The 18206-nt window shown below is 37.2% G+C and carries 29 protein-coding genes and 2 pseudogenes; 21 read left to right on the top strand and 10 right to left on the bottom strand.

Translation table 11 applies throughout. The features are described from left to right. From IQ228_RS06565 to IQ228_RS06535, 7 genes are all read left to right on the top strand, one after another. The coding region (locus tag IQ228_RS06565; RefSeq protein WP_193962445.1) for an AAA family ATPase at positions 1 to 783 on the top strand (783 nt) is incomplete at its 5' end. Then, positions 780 to 1445, top strand: coding sequence for a retron system putative HNH endonuclease (locus tag IQ228_RS06560; protein WP_193962444.1), 666 nt, complete (start codon positions 780 to 782; stop codon positions 1443 to 1445). The genes IQ228_RS06565 and IQ228_RS06560, both read left to right, overlap by 4 nt. Positions 1446 to 1526: 81 nt before the next feature. Then, the gene (locus IQ228_RS06555) at positions 1527 to 2261 is read left to right on the top strand and encodes a carbonic anhydrase (RefSeq protein ID WP_027402795.1); all 735 of its coding nucleotides are present in this window, start codon (positions 1527 to 1529) and stop codon (positions 2259 to 2261) included. A gap of 62 nt (positions 2262 to 2323) precedes the next feature. Beyond that, on the top strand, positions 2324 to 2794 hold the full coding sequence (locus tag IQ228_RS06550; protein WP_193962443.1) for a Mov34/MPN/PAD-1 family protein: 471 nt from the start codon (positions 2324 to 2326) through the stop codon (positions 2792 to 2794). 33 nt (positions 2795 to 2827) lie between these two features. Beyond that, on the top strand, positions 2828 to 4000 hold the full coding sequence (moeB, locus tag IQ228_RS06545) for a molybdopterin-synthase adenylyltransferase MoeB (RefSeq protein ID WP_027402793.1): 1173 nt from the start codon (positions 2828 to 2830) through the stop codon (positions 3998 to 4000). A gap of 470 nt (positions 4001 to 4470) precedes the next feature. Further along, positions 4471 to 5187: a response regulator transcription factor gene (locus IQ228_RS06540; RefSeq protein WP_027402792.1), complete on the top strand. Its 717-nt coding sequence runs from the start codon at positions 4471 to 4473 to the stop codon at positions 5185 to 5187. A 212-nt stretch (positions 5188 to 5399) separates the two neighbouring features. Continuing rightward, positions 5400 to 6242 carry an endonuclease/exonuclease/phosphatase family protein gene (locus IQ228_RS06535; protein ID WP_193962442.1) on the top strand — a complete coding sequence of 281 codons (843 nt, stop codon included), beginning with the start codon at positions 5400 to 5402 and terminating at the stop codon, positions 6240 to 6242. Here the strand turns inward: IQ228_RS06535 and IQ228_RS06530 are convergent. The 3 genes and pseudogenes from IQ228_RS06530 to IQ228_RS06520 all read right to left on the bottom strand — a co-directional run. Beyond that, positions 6228 to 6356 (bottom strand): annotated as a pseudogene (locus tag IQ228_RS06530) (toxin-antitoxin system HicB family antitoxin); the annotation flags it as partial. The gene IQ228_RS06535 and the pseudogene IQ228_RS06530 sit on opposite strands and share 15 nt — an antisense overlap. Positions 6357 to 6373: 17 nt before the next feature. Next, entirely contained in the window at positions 6374 to 6685 is a 312-nt protein-coding gene (locus tag IQ228_RS06525) for a HigA family addiction module antitoxin (protein WP_193962441.1), read from the bottom strand. A gap of 74 nt (positions 6686 to 6759) precedes the next feature. After that, positions 6760 to 7038: a type II toxin-antitoxin system RelE/ParE family toxin gene (locus IQ228_RS06520; protein ID WP_027402790.1), complete on the bottom strand. Its 279-nt coding sequence runs from the start codon at positions 7036 to 7038 to the stop codon at positions 6760 to 6762. A gap of 254 nt (positions 7039 to 7292) precedes the next feature. Here IQ228_RS06520 and IQ228_RS06515 point away from each other — a divergent pair, with 254 nt between their 5' ends. The 11 genes from IQ228_RS06515 (at position 7293) to IQ228_RS06470 (ending at position 11582) form a co-directional block, all read left to right on the top strand. Continuing rightward, complete coding sequence (locus IQ228_RS06515; RefSeq protein ID WP_027402789.1) at positions 7293 to 7544, top strand: type II toxin-antitoxin system ParD family antitoxin; 252 nt, start codon at positions 7293 to 7295, stop codon at positions 7542 to 7544. A gap of 105 nt (positions 7545 to 7649) precedes the next feature. Beyond that, the gene (locus IQ228_RS06510) at positions 7650 to 7967 is read left to right on the top strand and encodes a type II toxin-antitoxin system RelE/ParE family toxin (protein WP_027402788.1); all 318 of its coding nucleotides are present in this window, start codon (positions 7650 to 7652) and stop codon (positions 7965 to 7967) included. Positions 7968 to 8579: 612 nt separating this feature from the next. Then, positions 8580 to 8738: a hypothetical protein gene (locus tag IQ228_RS06505; RefSeq protein ID WP_193962440.1), complete on the top strand. Its 159-nt coding sequence runs from the start codon at positions 8580 to 8582 to the stop codon at positions 8736 to 8738. A gap of 62 nt (positions 8739 to 8800) precedes the next feature. Next, the gene (locus tag IQ228_RS06500; protein ID WP_027402786.1) at positions 8801 to 9043 is read left to right on the top strand and encodes a transcriptional regulator; all 243 of its coding nucleotides are present in this window, start codon (positions 8801 to 8803) and stop codon (positions 9041 to 9043) included. A gap of 5 nt (positions 9044 to 9048) precedes the next feature. Next, entirely contained in the window at positions 9049 to 9378 is a 330-nt protein-coding gene (locus IQ228_RS06495; RefSeq protein ID WP_027402785.1) for a type II toxin-antitoxin system RelE/ParE family toxin, read from the top strand. A 179-nt stretch (positions 9379 to 9557) separates the two neighbouring features. Further along, a complete protein-coding gene (locus IQ228_RS06490) occupies positions 9558 to 9848 on the top strand; it encodes a type II toxin-antitoxin system Phd/YefM family antitoxin (protein ID WP_035082482.1) in 291 nt (96 codons plus the stop codon). 68 nt (positions 9849 to 9916) lie between these two features. Then, complete coding sequence (locus tag IQ228_RS06485; protein ID WP_027402783.1) at positions 9917 to 10138, top strand: hypothetical protein; 222 nt, start codon at positions 9917 to 9919, stop codon at positions 10136 to 10138. Further along, positions 10126 to 10569, top strand: a complete 444-nt coding sequence (locus IQ228_RS06480; protein WP_027402782.1) for a PIN domain-containing protein — start codon at positions 10126 to 10128, stop codon at positions 10567 to 10569. The genes IQ228_RS06485 and IQ228_RS06480 overlap by 13 nt, the downstream gene beginning before the upstream one ends. Positions 10570 to 10768: 199 nt before the next feature. Then, positions 10769 to 10894, top strand: a complete 126-nt coding sequence (locus tag IQ228_RS27085) for a hypothetical protein (protein ID WP_255549954.1) — start codon at positions 10769 to 10771, stop codon at positions 10892 to 10894. Between the two features lie 49 nt (positions 10895 to 10943). Then, the gene (locus tag IQ228_RS06475; protein WP_104388670.1) at positions 10944 to 11177 is read left to right on the top strand and encodes a hypothetical protein; all 234 of its coding nucleotides are present in this window, start codon (positions 10944 to 10946) and stop codon (positions 11175 to 11177) included. A gap of 6 nt (positions 11178 to 11183) precedes the next feature. Continuing rightward, positions 11184 to 11582 (top strand): type II toxin-antitoxin system VapC family toxin, encoded by a 399-nt coding sequence (locus IQ228_RS06470; RefSeq protein ID WP_193962439.1) that lies wholly within the window; start codon positions 11184 to 11186, stop codon positions 11580 to 11582. A 215-nt stretch (positions 11583 to 11797) separates the two neighbouring features. On the opposite strand, the gene IQ228_RS06465 is transcribed toward IQ228_RS06470, so the two are convergent. Together IQ228_RS06465 and IQ228_RS06460 are read right to left on the bottom strand one after the other, a co-directional pair. Further along, positions 11798 to 12214, bottom strand: a complete 417-nt coding sequence (locus IQ228_RS06465) for a hypothetical protein (RefSeq protein ID WP_168357577.1) — start codon at positions 12212 to 12214, stop codon at positions 11798 to 11800. A 176-nt stretch (positions 12215 to 12390) separates the two neighbouring features. After that, positions 12391 to 12696: a papain fold toxin domain-containing protein gene (locus IQ228_RS06460; RefSeq protein ID WP_193962438.1), complete on the bottom strand. Its 306-nt coding sequence runs from the start codon at positions 12694 to 12696 to the stop codon at positions 12391 to 12393. A gap of 327 nt (positions 12697 to 13023) precedes the next feature. Between IQ228_RS06460 and IQ228_RS06455 the strand changes: the two genes are divergently transcribed. After that, positions 13024 to 13824: a hypothetical protein gene (locus IQ228_RS06455; protein WP_168695916.1), complete on the top strand. Its 801-nt coding sequence runs from the start codon at positions 13024 to 13026 to the stop codon at positions 13822 to 13824. Positions 13825 to 13837: 13 nt separating this feature from the next. Here IQ228_RS06455 and IQ228_RS06450 read toward each other — a convergent pair whose 3' ends face one another. The 4 genes from IQ228_RS06450 to IQ228_RS06435 all read right to left on the bottom strand — a co-directional run bounded on the left by IQ228_RS06450 (position 13838) and on the right by IQ228_RS06435 (position 16284). Continuing rightward, positions 13838 to 15013: a DNA cytosine methyltransferase gene (locus IQ228_RS06450; RefSeq protein WP_193962437.1), complete on the bottom strand. Its 1176-nt coding sequence runs from the start codon at positions 15011 to 15013 to the stop codon at positions 13838 to 13840. Positions 15014 to 15140: 127 nt separating this feature from the next. After that, the gene (locus tag IQ228_RS06445) at positions 15141 to 15716 is read right to left on the bottom strand and encodes a Uma2 family endonuclease (protein WP_193962436.1); all 576 of its coding nucleotides are present in this window, start codon (positions 15714 to 15716) and stop codon (positions 15141 to 15143) included. Positions 15717 to 15734: 18 nt separating this feature from the next. After that, positions 15735 to 16043, bottom strand: coding sequence for a HigA family addiction module antitoxin (locus IQ228_RS06440; RefSeq protein ID WP_168695913.1), 309 nt, complete (start codon positions 16041 to 16043; stop codon positions 15735 to 15737). After that, positions 16036 to 16284, bottom strand: a complete 249-nt coding sequence (locus tag IQ228_RS06435; RefSeq protein ID WP_168465059.1) for a hypothetical protein — start codon at positions 16282 to 16284, stop codon at positions 16036 to 16038. The genes IQ228_RS06440 and IQ228_RS06435 overlap by 8 nt, the downstream gene beginning before the upstream one ends. Before the next feature lie 533 nt (positions 16285 to 16817). Here IQ228_RS06435 and IQ228_RS06430 point away from each other — a divergent pair. Next, positions 16818 to 17033: a hypothetical protein gene (locus IQ228_RS06430; protein ID WP_027402775.1), complete on the top strand. Its 216-nt coding sequence runs from the start codon at positions 16818 to 16820 to the stop codon at positions 17031 to 17033. After that, complete coding sequence (locus IQ228_RS06425; protein ID WP_168465061.1) at positions 17034 to 17291, top strand: type II toxin-antitoxin system RelE/ParE family toxin; 258 nt, start codon at positions 17034 to 17036, stop codon at positions 17289 to 17291. 611 nt (positions 17292 to 17902) lie between these two features. On the opposite strand, the pseudogene IQ228_RS06420 reads toward IQ228_RS06425, so the two are convergent. Further along, a pseudogene (locus IQ228_RS06420) lies at positions 17903 to 18206 on the bottom strand (hypothetical protein); the annotation flags it as partial.

Genomic DNA, 18206 nt, shown 5'->3' with positions numbered 1-18206 from the left:
TTCCTATATTGGTTTAAAGAAGAAGAAGAATATGAAAATGAAGTTAGATTAACACAAGATACCAACTTTAGAAATCCACGTCTTCAAATCATAAGGAAAGTATTAGAAACATTTTTAGAAAACTTTCCTAATGCGGAATTTTCCGATTTACACATAGTGCGTGCAAATTCTAAAAGAGAAGGTGGTATTCGTCGTTTAAGTAAACCTTCGTTAGTTATTAAAAAAAATGGTGAAAACTTCAAACTAGATCAACTTTCCGACGGGGAAAAAACCTTACTAATGATAGTGGTTGATATCGCAAGACGGTTAGCAATTTTAAATCCTAGTATTAATAATCCTGCCGAACTGCTAGAAAAAGGAACAGGAATAATATTAATTGATGAAATAGATTTACATTTACATCCTCAATGGCAAAGAATTGTCATTCCGAGTTTTAGAAAAACATTTCCCAACTGTCAATTTATTGTTACTACTCATTCTCCTCAAGTTTTGAGTGAAGTCAACCGAGAAAACGTATTTATTTTAGAAGATTCGGAAATTGTAGAATTAACACCCCATACTTTTGGTAGAGACAGTAACTCAATTCTTTCTGAGGTTATGGGTGTAGAAAAAAGACCTGTGAAAATGCAGGAAAAAATAGACAAATGTTTTGAAATGATAGATAATGATAACTTAGAAGAAGCTAAATTAGAACTGCAAAAATTATCTGAATCCTTGGGAAATAATGATCCAGATATGGTTCAAGCTTATACACTTATTGATTTTTTAAACAGGGTAGAATGAAACGCATTATCAAAGATTATGAACCTCCATGTCTTTTACAATATCGTCAGACACAGGACGCAAATTATGACGGATATCATCCCAAAGAACTTTTAAAAACGTCATTATTGAAAGAACAAGGCTATATTTGTTGTTACTGTATGCAACGAATATCTATACATAATATGGAAATTGAACATAACAAAGCTCAAAATAAGGATTGCTATCCACATTTACAACTAGACTATAAAAATCTAATAGCTTCTTGTTCAGGTAATAGAGGTAAAAGATTAAAAAATCTTCATTGTAATGGAAGAAAGGGATATTACGAAGGAAAGAAGATCATTTGTAAAATAACTCTTAATCCAGTAGATAGTAATAAAAATTGTGAAACCTATATCAAATATAGTTCTACTGGAAAGATTTTTTCTGATGATGAAACTATCAATCATGAACTAAATGAAATTTTAAATCTTAATCATGAAATTCTTGTTAAAAATCGTAAAGAGACATTATTTAGTGTTATTAATGCTTTAAATGAAAAGTTTCGTAATAAAACTTGGTCAAAAGAAGCTATCAAAAAGAAACTAGAGGAACTGAGTAGCAAAGATGCAGAAGACAAATATAGTCCATACTGTCAACATATTATTTGGTATTTAAGCAAAAGATTAAATAACCCTTAAACCGTGTAATAAGGTACTCTCACATCATGATCAAATCTGATATCTTCTGTAAAAATTATGTAGAAGTTATCAGGTGGAGTCATGAGTAAAATTAACGGATTTGTAGATCGTCGTAAATTCTTAAAATTCGTAGGTTTAAGTACCTTGAGTATGGGTACTTTGACTGCTTGTAATGAAATCATTACTAACCGTTCAGAAATTACAATTCCTGAAAATAATCCTAATCCTAATCCAGTGAGTGCAGAGGAAGCAAAAAGAAGATTAATAGCAGGAAACAGAAGATTTGTTAATCAAAATCGTCAATATCCCAATCAATCAAAAAGACGGTTGCAATCAGTATCTAAAAAACAATATCCCTATGCAGCAATATTAGGATGTGCAGATTCTCGCGTACCCCCAGAAATAATTTTTGATCAAGGATTAGGAGATTTATTTGTCGTGCGTATAGCTGGTAATATTGCCAGTAATGAAACTATTGGGAGTTTAGAATATGCTACTGCTAATTTAGGAACACAATTAATAGTTGTTTTTGGTCATAAAGGATGTGGTGCAGTATCAGCAGCGATTGACAATCAACCAGATGATGGTAAAATTAACTCTGTAGTTGATGGCATTAAGCCAAGTTTGTCTCAACCTCAAAGAACAAGAAGTAATATTAATGATGATAACAATCCAGTGATTAATAATATTGAATACCAAGCTAGGAAATTGCAGAATAGTTCACAAATTATAGATAGATTAATCCGTGATGACAGATTAAAAATTATCGGTGCTTACTATGATATTAATACTGGTAAAGTTAGATTTTTAACTTGATATTTATTCCTCTTTTTTCTTTATCTGCGTTTATCTGCGTTTATCTGCGTTTACAAGCTACCATGAATCTTCAACTCAAAACAAATCATATAGAAATTATCAAAAATCATGCACAAAAAACCTATCCAGATGAATGTTGTGGGCTAATTTTAGGTTATAAAAGTAGTGAATATAAAATTGTAGTAGAAATCATCCCCACAGAAAACGTCTGGAATACAGAAAAAGGCAATTTTACAGAAGACCAAAAACATAGTACCAGCAGAAGATATGCAATATCGCCCCAAGTCATGTTACACACGCAAAAAGCAGCGAGAAACCGTAGCTTAAACATTATTGGCATCTATCATTCCCATCCCGATTATCCCGCCATCCCCTCAGAATGGGATAGAATATATGCTTGGCCAGAATACTCTTATGTGATATTATCCGTACAAAATACTCAAGCTAGTGAACTGCAAAGCTGGACTCTTGACGACAACCACCAGTTTCAAGCCGAGACAATTAAACTGATAAAATTAGCAAATTTAAGTTAACATTAATACTCCGCGCTGATTCATACAACTGCTATGCTAAATCCCAATCTGGATGAAATCCAGTTGACGAAAGACGACTACGAACGCTATTCCCGCCACTTAATTTTGCCAGAAGTGGGCATGGAAGGGCAAAAACGCCTAAAAGCCGCCAGTGTATTGTGTATTGGTACTGGTGGACTAGGTTCACCATTGCTGTTATATCTTGCAGCAGCAGGTATAGGCAGAATTGGTATTGTTGATTTTGATGTTGTGGATACCTCTAACCTGCAACGTCAAGTTATTCACGGGACATCCTGGGTAGGTAAACCCAAAATCGAATCAGCAAAAAACCGGATTCATGAAATTAACCCCCATTGTCAGGTTGATTTGTATGAAACCCGTCTGAGTGCAGAAAACGCTTTAGATATTATCCGTCCTTACGATATCGTTGTTGATGGCACTGATAATTTCCCGACGCGGTATTTAGTCAACGACGCTTGCGTATTGTTAGATAAACCCAACGTATACGGTTCTATCTTCCGTTTTGAAGGACAAGCAACCGTCTTTAACTATGAGGGTGGTCCTAACTATCGTGACTTGTACCCCGAACCACCGCCACCAGGAATGGTTCCTTCTTGTGCAGAAGGTGGAGTGCTGGGGATTTTACCGGGAATGATTGGCATTATCCAAGCTACGGAAACAGTGAAAATTATTCTGGGCAATGGTACTACCTTGAGTGGTAGACTTGTGCTTTATAATGCCTTGGATATGAAATTCCGGGAGTTGAAACTGCGTCCTAACCCCATCCGTCCAGTTATTGACAAGCTAATAGATTACGAACAATTCTGTGGTATTCCTCAAGCCCAAGCTGAAGAAGCGAAACAGCAAATGGAAATTCAAGAAATGACTGTGAAGGAGTTGAAGGCGTTATTAGATGGTGGGGCAAAGGATTTTGTGCTGCTAGACGTGCGTAATCCTCATGAGTATGAAATTGCGAGAATTCCTGGTTCTGTGTTAGTGCCTTTACCAGATATTGAAAATGGTGATGGTGTGGCTAAGGTGAAGGAATTACTCAATGGACACCGTTTAATTGCTCATTGTAAAATGGGTGGACGTTCCGCGAAAGCCTTGGCTATCTTGAAGGAAGCGGGGATTACTGGGACAAATGTGAAAGGGGGAATTAATGCTTGGAGTCAAGAAGTGGATGCTTCTGTTCCTCAGTATTAATCATTTTTTTTCAGGATTGTTGATCATGTTTAGCAAAAACCTATAACCATCTCCAGTCCGATGTTAACAGCAAGATACCCGATATTTTAGATGGTTGGGTATCTTGTGATGATGTATCTAGAAGCATCTATTTTATTTATTGATATAATTTATACAAAAAAATCTTTAAAAAATACCAAAATTGTCCGTTACTTATACTTCTTTTAAAGAGTAAGATGTCTAAAGTTTGCACAAACTTCATGAAAAATTTAGCTTATAACAGTTTCCAGCTAGAAGAGGACATCCCGTAATCATAAAACATGGCTTGAGCAGAATGTGGTACTACCCTTGCTGCTTGATTTAGATACTAAAAGACTTTTCGCTTTCCTGCTATCAATAAACAGGGATTGAGGGTAAATTTACTTTCAAAAACTCAACTTGAGCAGTACCTATCGTCACAGCAACTTGCCGAAACAATAATATATTGCATTATGGATACGCTTTCCACAACTAAGTCTAAGATCCTGATTGTAGATGATGATGCCAGTGTCCGTAACCTGATTCAGCGTTTCTTGAGTCGTAAATATGAGATAGAATCAGCCGCGGACGGTAAAACGGCTCTTGTTGCTTTTGAAAAATTAAATCCGGCTTTAGTAATTCTTGATTGGAATTTACCAGATGCAAATGGATATAAACTGTGTCAAGAGATGCAGAGCCGTAATAATGCTTTGGTAATGATGCTTACTAGTCGCAATGATGAAGCTGATAAGATCAAGGTTTTAGCTGCCGGTGCGGATGATTTTTTAACTAAACCATTTAGTTTGGCTGAGGTGGAAGTTAGGGTGGAAGCACTATTAAGGCGTGTTCGCTATATTCAGCCTAGTGTTTCACAACGTCTCACTTTTAATCAGTTGTCTATTAATTCGGAAGCACGGGAGGTTACACTCAATAATAAGGCTTTGCCTTTGACCGCTTTGGAGTTTAATATTTTACATTTTCTGGCTACCCATCCTAGACAAGCATGGAGTCGTACTCAATTAATTCAAAAGATTTGGGGGTGTGATTATGTAGGCGATGGGCGCGTTGTTGATGTGCATATTGGTCAATTACGCAAGAAAATGGAGGCTGATTCTAGTATGCCGGAGTTTATTAAGACGGTACGGGGTTATGGCTATAAGTTTGATCCACCTGAAAATCCCACAGTTTAAATTTGGCGAAATATGATGGTTGTGATGGCTTAACAATTTGCTCAAATCTGGGCTTGATGAGATGATTTAGGTGATTAATCGGTAGATATTGGGGCTAAAGTCTGTCAGGGAGTCGTATCTACTCAAGCCTCGGATAAAACCTTTAATTTTTTGCTTCTATAGGATATTCTCTGGTTGAGGAAAAACTGCACTGTTAGCTTTAAAAAATATATATGCAAATTACTGTAATGACTTTTAACCTCCGCTATGATAAACCAGATCCTGGGGTGCGTCAGTGGAAAAAGCGTGTAGGGGCGATCGCTTCTTTAATTCAACATTACAAACCGGATTTGCTGGGTACACAGGAGGGTAAATCTCATCAACTGGCGGATTTACAGGCGCTCTTACCTGAATATAACATTATTGGGGGCGATCGCACTGGGACAGGAACGGGTGAACATTGTGCAGTTTTCTACAACCCACAATGTCTGAAACTTCAGGAAACACAGGATTTTTATCTCAGTGATACTCCAGAAATTCCTGGTAGCATTACTTGGGGAACTCGTTTACCACGTATGGCTACTTGGGCTAATTTTGAAGTTGCTAATCCTGGTCTATGTTTAACTATATTAAATACCCATCTAGATCACGAAAATGCCAAATCTAGGGAGTTAAGTGCAGCTTTAATTAGTCAACGGTTGGCAGAATTTCCGTTAAAAAACTACTTACTGCTAACGGGGGATTTTAACGCTAATCCTGATACTCTAGAACGGCAAATTTTTCTATCCCCTTTAGCTAATGGCAAACAATTACAAGATCCTTTAGACACTCTGCCTCTAGAACAACAGAAAACTTTTCATAATTTTACGGGTCAAGCCTGGGATGCTATTGATACTATATATTGCGATCGCTGCGCTGACCAAAGGTATCGCTCTTTCTCAGTAGAACAAGTCATTATTGATCGTCAACAGTGGGAAGGGGTGTGGCCTTCTGACCATTTTCCAGTGATTGTAAAATTAACAATTGAAGTTTTAGCAGATATTGCTGAAAATGCATTGAATCTATGCTTTGACTGATTTTTCAGCAGCATTAATTAGTATTTCATCCATCCAGGAATTGATACTTTTTCCAGCTTTTTTAGCTGCAATAAAAATTTTTCTGTGATGTTCTGGAGTAGTTCTAAAGAGTAATAAAATCCATATTTCTTCTAAACCAATGTCATAACTTTACTATATTCTTCCTGATGACTTTGCAAAGCATCCCAAACATCAACCTTTTGCTGAAGATTTAACCACAATCTCGGTCCATTACCTAAAGCTTTACCCAGACGAATTGCCATATCTACAGTAATTGATTTTTCACCATTAATAATTTCCTGAATGCTTTGATTAGATACTCCTAAAATTTGGGCAAAATCGTGATAATTAATTTCTAAATCATCTAAAATATCTGCAATTACTTCACCTGGATGTATTGGTCTTGCTAATCTAGCATCAGTAATATTTTGCCAATTATTCATAATTAATACTCCTTGATAATTTGGTGAAATTTATTTAACGATGTTCCACTATTTACTACTATATTAACACAACATTAATGGTAATCTTCTAAATTGACATCATAAGCATCACCATCTTCAAATTTAAAAGTTATTCGCCAGTTTCCTGATACCTTAATAGACCAAGTTACTTTTTTATCTCCTTTTAATTCATGTAAATCATAACCGGGTAATCTTATATCATCTACCATTAAAGCTGAGTCTATAACTTCTAATCTAATTCTAATTTTCTTTTCTAGGTTTGCTGGAACTCCTTTATTAAAATTTTCTCTGAATAGATTTTCTAAGGATTTATTTTTAAATGTTTGTATCATTTATCTTTGAATTTTATATCATTATATGAATTATACAAAATTTCTACTTACAGTTACGAGATCGCACTTCCCCACACCCTCAAACGTGAACTGACAAGTTAGCACTTGCGCTATCGTACCATCCCACACCCCAAACAGCGATATCTTCGGACAGCTATCTCTATTCCTTCGGAACGCTATCACATTAAATATTTGACAAAAATTGACAATATTTGCCATAATTAAATAATCAGAAAAATCAATACTTGTTAGCTATGACTACAGTAAATATTTCTCTTCCCGATTCTATGCGGGACTTTATCAATGAACAAGTTGAAAAAGGTGGTTACAGTACAACTAGCGAATACATTCGATACTTGATTCGTCAAGACTTAGAAAAAGCACGACAATCACAAATAGAAAAATTACTATTAGAAGGATTAGATAGCGGTGAGGCCATTGAGATTACGGATGAATGGTGGGAACAAAAACGTAGCCAACTTCTTGAAAGAATTCGCAAATCATAGCAATGACTAGACGAATTGTAATTAGACCAAAGGCTAGTACCGCAAGGCGGAAGTCAAAAGTCAAAAGTCAAAATGAAGACAGCATAGGCTTTTGGAGGATTTAGAATGGTTGGTTTATTTACGCCGTTTTGTACTAGTGCTGATCTTGATGAACAGTTTGCTTATATCGCAGATAATAATTTTGATGCAGCATTGAGTTTTTTTGATGCTACTAGGCAGACTTTTTCACAAATAGCACAACTACCGGGCATTGGTACGGTTTATAATAATAGGAATCCGCGTCTAGAGGGTTTACGGAAGTGGGCAGTTAAAGGATTTGAAAAGCATCTAATTTTTTATTTGCAAAGGGATGAGTATATTGAAATTGTTCGGTTAATTCATTCTGCACGGGATATTTCACAGATATTAGCAGAAGAAGAATAGTTCTATTTATCCAATACGCGATACCTTCGGTAAGCTTCGCTAACGCTCTCCCAACATCCCAAACAGGGAACTGCTTGCAGCAGCGCTAGTTCCCTCCGGGACGCTCCGCGAACGCGATCGCTCTCCCAACATCCCTAAAACAGCGATCTGCTGAAAGCAGCAGCGCTTCGCTATCGCCTCAATTCATCACCAGAATAAAAAATGATAAGATACTAATAAGATTTTAGGCGTTGCTGAATCGAGGTATGAAATTTCCAAATTGAACCTTTAAAAATCTTACCTTTGCGCCTTTGCGTGAGACTAAAATTCATACCCTTAATCAGCAACGCCAGATTTTATTCATATTAGAAACTTGTCAACCACCCATCACTTCCCTTCGGGTAAGTGAGGGCTTGTAAAAGCTTAGTTGACCAGACTCAGTTCTTAACCGAACTACGTTAGAGGTAAGAGTTAAAGACCTACCAGGGGATGCGTAGCTAGTTCCCTGCTCTAGAACTTCAAAGTTAAACAGGCTTAAGGGTTAAACCAGTGCTTTTAAGATAGTTACCGACCTCTAACATTGTCAAAGCTAACATTACCCCAGAAATGGGAGGCTCTTCGGAGCAAAATATTATGTCCAAAGTATTTGTTTTAGACACTGAAAAAAGACCACTAGACTCACAAAAAGGACGGTTACGAATATGGAAAATCAAAGATTTGTTAATTGCTCAACTGTCCCTCTCATTGTTTGTGCTGGCGCACAAAATTACTCAAGGGACGTTTCACAATTAACCCTCCATTCCTCCGATCACCAAACTGAGTACAGTTTTGGTGGGGGTCTCCTGGAGGTTTAGATGAATGTGAGTTTTCCGATACCAAAAGAACTTGAGTCTTATCTTGAGGTTCAGCTTCAATCTGGCAATTATGATACTGTAGCGGACTATTTTTTGATGTTGTTGCAGCAGGATCAACGGCGTAAGGATGCTCAAGCAAAATTAGCTAGTTTGTTGCAAGAAGGTTTGGACTCAGAAGCAGAACCTGTAACTCCTGAATATTGGCAAGATTTGCGCCGATCAATCTTTGGTAAGGCGCAGTAGTGAGTATGGCTTTCCAGGTAATTGTTCGCAATCGTGCTACCCAGGATATTAGACAACAAGCAAATTATATTTTGGTCAATGGCAATCGGGAATCAGGGGAGAAGTTTTTGGAGTTTGTTGAGTCTGCTTTTGCTCAATTGGCAATAACCCCCAATATGGGTAAGGTTGTGTTGTCTTTGTCTGATATGGGAACAATTCGTCAGTGGCGGATTAAGAATTTTAAGGACTATTTGATTTTTTATAAAGTCCAAGAGGAACAAGTGGAGGTTCTACGGGTTTTGCATGGAGCGAGAGATTTAGAGGATTTATTGCCATTCTTAGATGAGGAAGTTTAATTTTTTGATTGCACCCTCCCCACATTCTCAAGAAGCGAAATGCTTGCAGCAGTGCTAGTTCCCTCCGGGACGCTCCGCGAACGCTATCGCTCTCCCACATTCCCAAAACAGCTATATCTTCCCTTGACAAAGTATTTTCATATAATTAACATGAAATTATCAAATAATTTATTGAAATTATGATTTTTAGCTTAAGCGATATTTACCCCTTATCAGAGTTTCAGCGAGGAGCAAAGATGTTTCTGGATAAGTTAAAAGAAACTAAATCTCCTATTGTGCTGACTGTGAATGGTAAAGCTGCTGCTGTGGTTCAAGATGCTGAAAGTTATCAAAAAATGATTGATAGACTGGAATTACTGGAATCTGTTGCCAAGATACGTCAAAGTATAAATGAGTTTGAACAAGGTGAGGGTATGCCATTAAATCAAGCATTTGCAGAATTTAAGGAAAAGTATGGCATACCGGATTGAGATTTTACTTAGTGCTATTGCTGATATTGAGAGTATTTTCCTGTGGATAAAAGAGGATTAAAAAATGTATGTCTAATTATCAAGAATTGTTAGAGCAAGCTAAAAATCTGACTCCTGAAGAACAGCTTAAATTAGTTGAAAATTTATCTATCTTAATTCGTCAACAATTGAAAATGACATCAAAACCAAAACGTAATATTTTAGAATTGCGTGGTTTAGGCAAGGAAATTTGGGGAAATATTGACGCTCAGGAATATGTCAATCGGGAGCGTGATTCATGGAATGGTTAAATAAATTACAGGGTAAAATTATAGGTTTAGATACTGCACCGCTAATTTATTTTATAGAAGAAAGTCCTAGTTATTTAGAAGTTACAGATGCTTTTTTTACAGCAATATATAGAGGTGAGTTTAGTGTTGTTACGTCAGTTTTAACTATATCAGAAGTATTAGTTTATCCTTTACGTGCAGGAAATACAATATTGGCTCAACAATATCGTGATATTCTTTTCAATTCTCAAGGTTTAACAACTATTGAAGTTTTACCAGATATTGCTGAAAATGCAGCTAGATTAAGAGCAGATTACAATTTAAGAACACCGGATGCTATTCAAATGTCCACTGCTATTTATGGTGGTGCGTCTTTTTTCTTAACAAATGATATTCGTTTACCTTCTTTACCAGGGTTAACAGTATTGGTTTTAAATCAATTGATAAGTTAAGTGCTTTGAAATACAGCGATTCCTAGGTCGCGCTTCGCTATCGCACCCTCCAAAACCCCAAACAGCGAACTGCTTGCAGCAGCGCTAGTTCCCTCCGGGACGCTCCGCGAACGCTATCGCTCATCCCCACATATCCAAACAGCGAACTGCTTGCAGCAGCGCTTGCGCTATCGCTCTCCCAATATCCCCAAAAAGCGAAATGCTTGCAGCAGCGCTAGTTCTCTCCGGGACGCTCCGCGAACGCTATCGCACTCTCAACACCCCCAAAACTAAAACAGCGATCGCAAGCATCCCCACATCCCAAACAGCGATTGCTTATCTATAGTGTATAGTTAAAGTAATAACATCAGCTAAATTAGCTCATGGTAAAAATTATGTTGCAAGCAATTGAAGGAATTTATAAAGATGGTAAAGTAGAACTTAAAGAATTACCATCTGATATTTCAGAAAGTCTGGTTATTGTCACTTTTTTAAAGTGGGAAAAAAATCACCCAAAAAATAAAATAATGAAGTTTGGTATGTTTTCTGGTAATAACCAGTCAACAGAAGCAGATTTTGAAATTGCTGAATTTCATGGGGATAGTGAGGACAGTTTAGACTGGTCATAATAAATTATGAAATATGTCCTAGATACTCATGCTTTAATCTGGTTTCTTGAAGGTAATTTAAAGTTAGGTGCAAATGCTAAAGTTATCCTTTGTGATCCTAATTCACAGTTAGTTATTCCTGCGACTACCTTAGCTGAGGCTGTTTGGATTGTAGAAAGAGGTAGAACATCTATTCCTACTCCTAAAGATGTAATTTTAGCAGTAGAAGCTGATCCTCGTGTGGTAATTTATCCCCTTGATCAAGATGTTATTGAAATGACTATGAGCTTATATTCTATTAATGAAATGCACGATAGACAAATTGCGGCAGCTGCGTTAGTTTTAGCGAGTAAAAGTGAAGTTGTACGGTTATTGACGTACGATAAAAATATAACTACGTCGGGTTTAGTTGCTATTGTTTGGTAGTTTGTAGGAGAGATCGCACTACCCCACATCCTTAAACGCGATCGCTCATCCCCACATATCCAAACAGCGAACTGCTTGCAGCAGCGCTTGCGCTATCGCATCCCCACATCCCCAAAAGCGATCACAAGCATCCCCACATCCCAAAAAGCGAACTGCTTGCAGCAGCGCTTGCGCTATCGCATTCCCACACCCCAAAAGAGCGATATCTCAAGTAATTATACAGTCACTCTCTCTTGTGTTAGTGAAAGATTTGATTCAGTAAGTTTTTCTTGACTCATCTCCTCTCTTGTAGCACTTTCGCTATTACAAAATTGATCAAATAATTCAAAAAAGTTATTTAGTGCATCTCTTTCATCCGCAGAATAAAAAAGAATAATACTATCCCATCCATGCGAAGAACTAATTTTAAATCTTGTCTGTACCCATTCTTGAAATTGATTAAATTCTAGCTCTTGTTGAGTTGGTGGTAAACCTAAATCTGACCTAGATCCCATATATCCATCTAAAAAAGCTCTTAGTCGAGTAATTGAACATTGACCTAGAAACATTCCTGGTCTTTGTTTAATTCTTTGGAGCATTTCATAGAAATATTCATCGGGAATTAGAGTAATACTATGATGATTGTTTTCCATAATCTTTAACACCTAAAAAGTTTCTTCTGTGATTTGGAACTGCTGCCCGTTATACAGTTTATTATAAAACAGTAAGTTGGCTAACCATTAGACATCTCCGAAAATTAAATGTGCGTCGTTTGAAACCCTTGTAGAGACGTTCCATGGAACGTCTCTACAATCTTTACCGGAGAAGTCTATTGATTTCTAGTAATTCCATCAGGATGATGATTATCAAATATCATTTCTACTCCATCTATTATAATCATAATCCCTTGATGACGACCATTAATAGAGATTGCATCCCCAGAAACACTTTCATCATAGATATAACTATCGCGTCCTATTCCTGAACCTGTATAAAGTTTTAGCCGCTTTCCCGAAATTTTCTGTGATACCAAGTAATCTTGGATAGCTTGAGCGCATTCAACACATTCCAGATTCTTATATGTGGCAATAATTTCTTTAACTATGTAGATTTGCTCAATACTAATTGGAATCAAGTTTTCTCCTAAAGAGTCAAAGATAAGTGATTATTTTATCACTAAAGCGATTGCTGCGGAGCATTTCGCTACACCCACAAAAAGCGATCGCTCTCCCCAAACCTCAAAACAGCGATTCCTAGGTCGCGCTATCGCACTACCCCACATCCCAAACAGCGATCGCATTCCACATTCCCAACATCCCCAAAAGCGATCGCAATTGCATAGTATTTTTGTACCTATTAAGATTTTACACCAACAATCAAATACAATTTCCGTAGATATGACAGTTTAGGGGGTAATTTTGGGTAATACTAAGAAAGCTCAATAAGTTAAATATAGCTTTGTATGTCTACTGAATTAACTGCTGAAACTTTAATCCCACTTTCTGTCCAAGAACGGAAAGCACTAATTTTGCATCATGCTTCATTAATTGATGTGACTCACATCGCAGATGAAGATTTACACATAGCATATAAATATGGAATAATTATTTCCTCAATAGCACCAGCTTACTTTCAATATCAAATTGCACAAGACAAGCAGAATGGATCTGTTTTAGAATTAGATAGACAATCTCAGTTAATTAGTAGTAAAACTGAAAAATTCGCAGATGATTTTATTGAGTGGTTAAAACTCGACTTTGAAAAGAAAAATTCAATAATTAAGGATCATCCTAACCCATCCAATCTTTTTGAACTCTGTGGAGCTAAATTGCTAGTTACTAGCAACTCAGTGACAAGAAGTCTGAGTACAACAATGGGAAGTCTCTGGGAAAAGATATCTGATATTAGTCCTTGTATTATTATTAACCCAGAATTTGAATTTGGAATTAAAATTACTGGAATTGATATTCTACTCTTTTCGGAAGAAACAGTTAAGTTTGCACAACTAAAAACTCTAAAAGGAACATTGACTGGTTCGCAAGTACCAAGAGCAAAAAAAGAATTAAGCATTCATAAAAACTCTTTGTTTATAGCAGCTTTTGATTTAGGTAAATGGACTTTTTCAAATAGAAGTAACATTCCTCGTATTGCTGGTAAACCATTTTGGAATATGATTTGCATGGATTATGATCTAGTTGAAAATCATATCCGAGATATGTTACAGAAAATTGATCAAGCATTTGCTGAATTAGCCACAAAATAAATAGTTACCAAATCTATAGAGAAAAAAGTGAAAGTTGTTCAGATATCTCTTTACCTTTTGCTTTGTTTCCTTGAATTAAGTTGAAAAGATAACTCCCAAGTTCTTTCGCAAGTAATACCGGAACTGCATTACCAATTTGTTTGTATTTAGAACTGACAGAACCATAAAAAATCCAATCATCGGGAAAAGTTTGAATTCTTGCAGATTCACGGACAGTTAAAGAACGTAATTCTACAGGATGACACATATCTGTAGCTTTTTGGTGTGGACTTGTTGTAATTGTTGGAGAAGGTTTATCCCAAGATAATCTTCTATAAAAACCCACTTTTCCACCTCCCGAATTATAAGCACCTCCCATAGCTTCTTGTTTTAATTCTTCTGGTAAATGCTTCCAGTTTTGTCCAGCTTCCAATAATCTTAAATATTTTAAGCGACTTTCTGGATAAGCCATAAATTCTTGTTCTGTATCAACTAAATCTATTATAGCATCTTCTAAAGTTCGCCATTTAGGTAAAATTTTACCATCTTTGCAATATTTCGGAATGGGAAATGTAGCAGCTTCACCATCTCTAGAACCAATAAATACTACACGCGCTCTATTCTGTGGAACGCCATAATCTGCGGCTTCTAAAAGGTTATAAACGACGTTGTAGCCTATTTCCTTCATTTCTGATAATACTACTTTTAAAGCAGCACCAGCTATTTCATCAACTTCTAAGGGTGGGTAATCTTTTCCTCTTTGGTTAATTGGTCTATGACGAAGTGGAGCAGAAAGCAAACCTTTGACATTTTCCATTAAGAAAAAACGGGGTTGGACTTCTTCAACGATGCGAACAAAGTCCATGAATAAACTACCGCGAGGGTCCATAACTGAACCTCTTTTCCCTGCGGTACTAAATGGCTGACAAGGTGGACCACCCGTTACTAAATCTACTTCTCCTGGTTGTAAAGCACGTCCTAAATTTAAAACCATTCCCCCTTCTTCAAGTAATTCTTGAGAACTGACGTTTTGTATTTCTCTGGGAATAGCACTTTCCTGCAAAAATGGACGATTAAGCGCAATTGTTTTTGTAGCATCACGGTCTTTTTCTACTACACTTACTGTATGAAATCCTGCTTGTTCCATACCCAAATCTAGACCGAAAGCACCTGTAAATAAGGAAATAGAAATAGCTTTACCATCTATCATTCTTGTTCCCAACAATTACTAAAATCAATAGTTATATAATGAGATGTATAAGGAACTTGCTCATATATGACTAGTTAGATCAAGTGTATCACTTTTTGGAGATAAATAGATTTAATAATTGTAAACATTACCAAATCATCCCCAAATTCAACACAAAACCCTTTAAAACATCTTCCCCCGAAACCATAGCAGGAGAATCTAAAACCTCAACCTCCTTACCTGGTCTATAAATTTTCACCTGACAAGATTTACGATTAATTAATATACCCAAACGTACACCATTATCTATATATTCCTTCATCTTTTCCTGTGTAGTTTTCAAACTATCACTAGGAGAAAGTAACTCAATGACAAAATCAGGACAAATGGGAGGAAACTTTTCCTTTTCTTCTTTAGTTAAATTATTCCATTTTTCCAACTTTATCCAAGCAGCACTAGGAGAACGAATCGCACCATTTGGTAAAATAAAACCGACATCAGAACCAAAAACTACACCTTGTGATTTGTCATCGTTCCAATTTGCTAATTGAGCAGTTAAACCAGAATTAATATTGCCAGTTATACCACCCAATAAAGGCTTTAATATCAGACTACCATCAGCATTACGTTCAATTTTGATTAATTCATTAATTTGACATAATTCAAAAAATTGATCATCAGTTATTTGAATTGATGGAGGTAGATAGAGAGTGATAAAATCCATATTTATTCTACACTAATGTCATAATGTCATAACTTTATTATATTCTTCCTGATGACTTTGCAAAGCATCCCAAACATCAACTTTTTGCTGAAGATTCAACCACAGTCTCGGTCCATTACCTAAAGCTTTACCAAGACGAATAGCAATATCTACAGTAATGGATTTTTCACCATTAATAATTTCTTGAATTGTTTGATGAGATATTCCTAAAACTTCGGCAAAATCGTGATAATTAACTTCTAAATCATCTAAAGTATCTGCAATTACTTCACCTGGATGTATTGGTCTTGCTAATCTCTCATCAGTAATATTTTGCCAATTATTCATAATTAATACTCCTTGAATATTTCAGCCCACAGCATATGCTGACATACATATCTATCATTACTCCCGGTTCGCTCATTTTTTTTGGAGTTCGAGAAATTGCCAAAAAAATAGAAAATCTAGGTTTCGTAATGGTTTTAGCGATTTCCCGAAATTTAGCTTGAACTACCCTCGGTGCTAAAAACTCTATTTTTATGCGAACTGCTTGCAGCAGCGCTTCGCTATCGCCTACGTCATAGTACATTTGAATTACAGGCTAAAACCCCTATTAAATCGTTCAGGTTTTTTCTAACTCAATTTAAAATAGGCGAACCGGGAGTCATTAGACTTCTCCGGTAAAGATTGTAGAGATGTTCCATGGAACGTCTCTACAAGGGGTTCAAACGACGCACATTTAATTTTCGGAGATGTCTATTGTATTGCTTATTCCATAATTACAGTACCAAAAAGCGATTCCTACGGAGCGCTTCGCTATCGCACTTCCCAACATTCCCGAAATAGCGAACTGACAAGTCAGCGCTTGCGCTATCGCACTCCCAACATCCCAAAAGCGATCGCACTACCCCACATCCCAAACAGCGAACTGCTTGCAGCAGCGCTTCGCTATCGCACCCCCGCATCTCAAAAGCGATTCCTGCGGAGCGCTTGCGCTATCGCACTCCCAACATCCCAAAAAGGGATCGCACTCCCACATCCCAAAAGCGATCGCCTTGAGTTATCCCACTATTTTCTCTTAACTGGTATAATCATTCCTATAGTTCACTGTTTAAAGCAACTATGCAAATTAAAGAAATGACGGCGGAACAGTTACAAAACTTAATCCGTAACACAGTAGATGAAATGCTAGATGAATATTTCGGTGATCCTGATGAGGGTAGGGAAATCAAAGAATCATTTAAGCAGAGTTTATTGGAAATCCGGCGTAAACGTCAAGAAGGAAGACCTACTATTCCTCTAGACGAAATTTATAAAAGGTATGGGATAGAAGGTTAAATGAGTTATTCTGTAAGTTTTGAATCAGAGTCTATCACTGATTTAGATAATTTAGATCAGGTTGTGCGTCTGAGGATTCTGAATAAAATTCAATGGTTAAGTCTCAATTTTGAGCAGATAACTCCTCTATCTCTTACAGGTCAATGGTCAGGTTTTTATAAGTTAAGAGTGGGTGATTATCGAGTTATTTATGAGTTAGATATAGAAGAACAATTAATCATTATCATTAGAATTGGTCATCGTAGGGAAATTTATTAGATCAACATCCCCAAACAGCGAACTGCTTGCAGCAGCGCTAGTTCCCTCCGGGACGCTCCGCGAACGCTATCGCACTCCCAACATCCCCAAACAGCGAACTGCTTGCAGCAGCGCTAGTTCCCTCCGGGACGCTCCGCGAACGCTATCGCACCCCCCACACCCCAAAAGCGAACTGCTTGCAGCAGCGCTAGTTCCCTCCGGGACGCTCCGCGAACGCTATCGCACCCCCAACATCCCTAAAAGCGAACTGCTTGCAGCAGTGCTTCGCTATCGCATTCCCCACATCCTCAAACAGCGAACTGCTTGCAGCAGCGCTTCGCTATCGCATTCCCACATCCCCAAAAGCGATCGCACTTCCCCTCATTCCCCAACAAGCGATCGCACCCCACACATCACCAAAAGCGATCGCATCCCCACACCCCCAAAAAGCGATCACATCCCCTCATCCCAAAACAGCGATTCCTAGGTCGCGCTTCGCTATCGCACTCCCACATCCCCAAACAGCGATTCCTGCGGAGCGCTTCGCTATCGCACTCCCAACCCCAAAACAGCGAACTGACAAGTCAGCGCTTGCGCTATCGCATTCCCACATCCCCAAAACAGCGATCACATTAGATTAAAGAAAGTTGTGTAATTTCTTCATTGACATTTAATTTACTTTTCGTTACAGACTGAGATGATGTTTTTTGAGTGGTTCTAGGTTTGTTTACTCTAGGTTTTTGAGAAACATATTTATACTTAGAAGGAGAATACAAAATATATCTGACAGGCTTTTCTAATTTTGTAACTTTACCTGATTCTGTTGCTAGTTTAAGCCAATCTTGCAACTGTTTCTTATTAACCGTTTTAAAATGCTCTAAAATATTTTCAAAAGCTAGGGGAGTTTGTAATATTTTTTCTAATTTAGGTAATACC

Origin of the sequence: Dolichospermum sp. LEGE 00246 (assembly GCF_015207865.1) — a bacterium.
Classification (GTDB): Bacteria; Cyanobacteriota; Cyanobacteriia; order Cyanobacteriales; family Nostocaceae; genus Dolichospermum; species Dolichospermum heterosporum.
This window is presented reverse-complemented; position numbering and strand designations above follow the sequence as displayed.

Excerpts from the sequence above, each read along its gene's own strand:
- IQ228_RS06560 (WP_193962444.1), top strand. The coding sequence starts at position 780 with ATGAAACGCATTATCAAAGATTATGAACCTCCATGTCTTTTACAATAT.
- IQ228_RS06555 (WP_027402795.1), top strand. The coding sequence starts at position 1,527 with ATGAGTAAAATTAACGGATTTGTAGATCGTCGTAAATTCTTAAAATTC.
- IQ228_RS06550 (WP_193962443.1), top strand. The coding sequence starts at position 2,324 with ATGAATCTTCAACTCAAAACAAATCATATAGAAATTATCAAAAATCAT.
- moeB (WP_027402793.1), top strand. The coding sequence starts at position 2,828 with ATGCTAAATCCCAATCTGGATGAAATCCAGTTGACGAAAGACGACTAC.
- IQ228_RS06540 (WP_027402792.1), top strand. The coding sequence starts at position 4,471 with ATGGATACGCTTTCCACAACTAAGTCTAAGATCCTGATTGTAGATGAT.
- IQ228_RS06535 (WP_193962442.1), top strand. The coding sequence starts at position 5,400 with ATGCAAATTACTGTAATGACTTTTAACCTCCGCTATGATAAACCAGAT.
- IQ228_RS06525 (WP_193962441.1), bottom strand. The coding sequence starts at position 6,685 with ATGAATAATTGGCAAAATATTACTGATGCTAGATTAGCAAGACCAATA.
- IQ228_RS06520 (WP_027402790.1), bottom strand. The coding sequence starts at position 7,038 with ATGATACAAACATTTAAAAATAAATCCTTAGAAAATCTATTCAGAGAA.
- IQ228_RS06515 (WP_027402789.1), top strand. The coding sequence starts at position 7,293 with ATGACTACAGTAAATATTTCTCTTCCCGATTCTATGCGGGACTTTATC.
- IQ228_RS06510 (WP_027402788.1), top strand. The coding sequence starts at position 7,650 with ATGGTTGGTTTATTTACGCCGTTTTGTACTAGTGCTGATCTTGATGAA.
- IQ228_RS06505 (WP_193962440.1), top strand. The coding sequence starts at position 8,580 with ATGTCCAAAGTATTTGTTTTAGACACTGAAAAAAGACCACTAGACTCA.
- IQ228_RS06500 (WP_027402786.1), top strand. The coding sequence starts at position 8,801 with ATGAATGTGAGTTTTCCGATACCAAAAGAACTTGAGTCTTATCTTGAG.
- IQ228_RS06495 (WP_027402785.1), top strand. The coding sequence starts at position 9,049 with ATGGCTTTCCAGGTAATTGTTCGCAATCGTGCTACCCAGGATATTAGA.
- IQ228_RS06490 (WP_035082482.1), top strand. The coding sequence starts at position 9,558 with ATGATTTTTAGCTTAAGCGATATTTACCCCTTATCAGAGTTTCAGCGA.
- IQ228_RS06485 (WP_027402783.1), top strand. The coding sequence starts at position 9,917 with ATGTCTAATTATCAAGAATTGTTAGAGCAAGCTAAAAATCTGACTCCT.
- IQ228_RS06480 (WP_027402782.1), top strand. The coding sequence starts at position 10,126 with ATGGAATGGTTAAATAAATTACAGGGTAAAATTATAGGTTTAGATACT.
- IQ228_RS27085 (WP_255549954.1), top strand. The coding sequence starts at position 10,769 with ATGCTTGCAGCAGCGCTAGTTCTCTCCGGGACGCTCCGCGAACGCTAT.
- IQ228_RS06475 (WP_104388670.1), top strand. The coding sequence starts at position 10,944 with ATGTTGCAAGCAATTGAAGGAATTTATAAAGATGGTAAAGTAGAACTT.
- IQ228_RS06470 (WP_193962439.1), top strand. The coding sequence starts at position 11,184 with ATGAAATATGTCCTAGATACTCATGCTTTAATCTGGTTTCTTGAAGGT.
- IQ228_RS06465 (WP_168357577.1), bottom strand. The coding sequence starts at position 12,214 with ATGGAAAACAATCATCATAGTATTACTCTAATTCCCGATGAATATTTC.
- IQ228_RS06455 (WP_168695916.1), top strand. The coding sequence starts at position 13,024 with ATGTCTACTGAATTAACTGCTGAAACTTTAATCCCACTTTCTGTCCAA.
- IQ228_RS06450 (WP_193962437.1), bottom strand. The coding sequence starts at position 15,013 with ATGATAGATGGTAAAGCTATTTCTATTTCCTTATTTACAGGTGCTTTC.
- IQ228_RS06445 (WP_193962436.1), bottom strand. The coding sequence starts at position 15,716 with ATGGATTTTATCACTCTCTATCTACCTCCATCAATTCAAATAACTGAT.
- IQ228_RS06440 (WP_168695913.1), bottom strand. The coding sequence starts at position 16,043 with ATGAATAATTGGCAAAATATTACTGATGAGAGATTAGCAAGACCAATA.
- IQ228_RS06435 (WP_168465059.1), bottom strand. The coding sequence starts at position 16,284 with ATGTACTATGACGTAGGCGATAGCGAAGCGCTGCTGCAAGCAGTTCGC.
- IQ228_RS06430 (WP_027402775.1), top strand. The coding sequence starts at position 16,818 with ATGCAAATTAAAGAAATGACGGCGGAACAGTTACAAAACTTAATCCGT.
- IQ228_RS06425 (WP_168465061.1), top strand. The coding sequence starts at position 17,034 with ATGAGTTATTCTGTAAGTTTTGAATCAGAGTCTATCACTGATTTAGAT.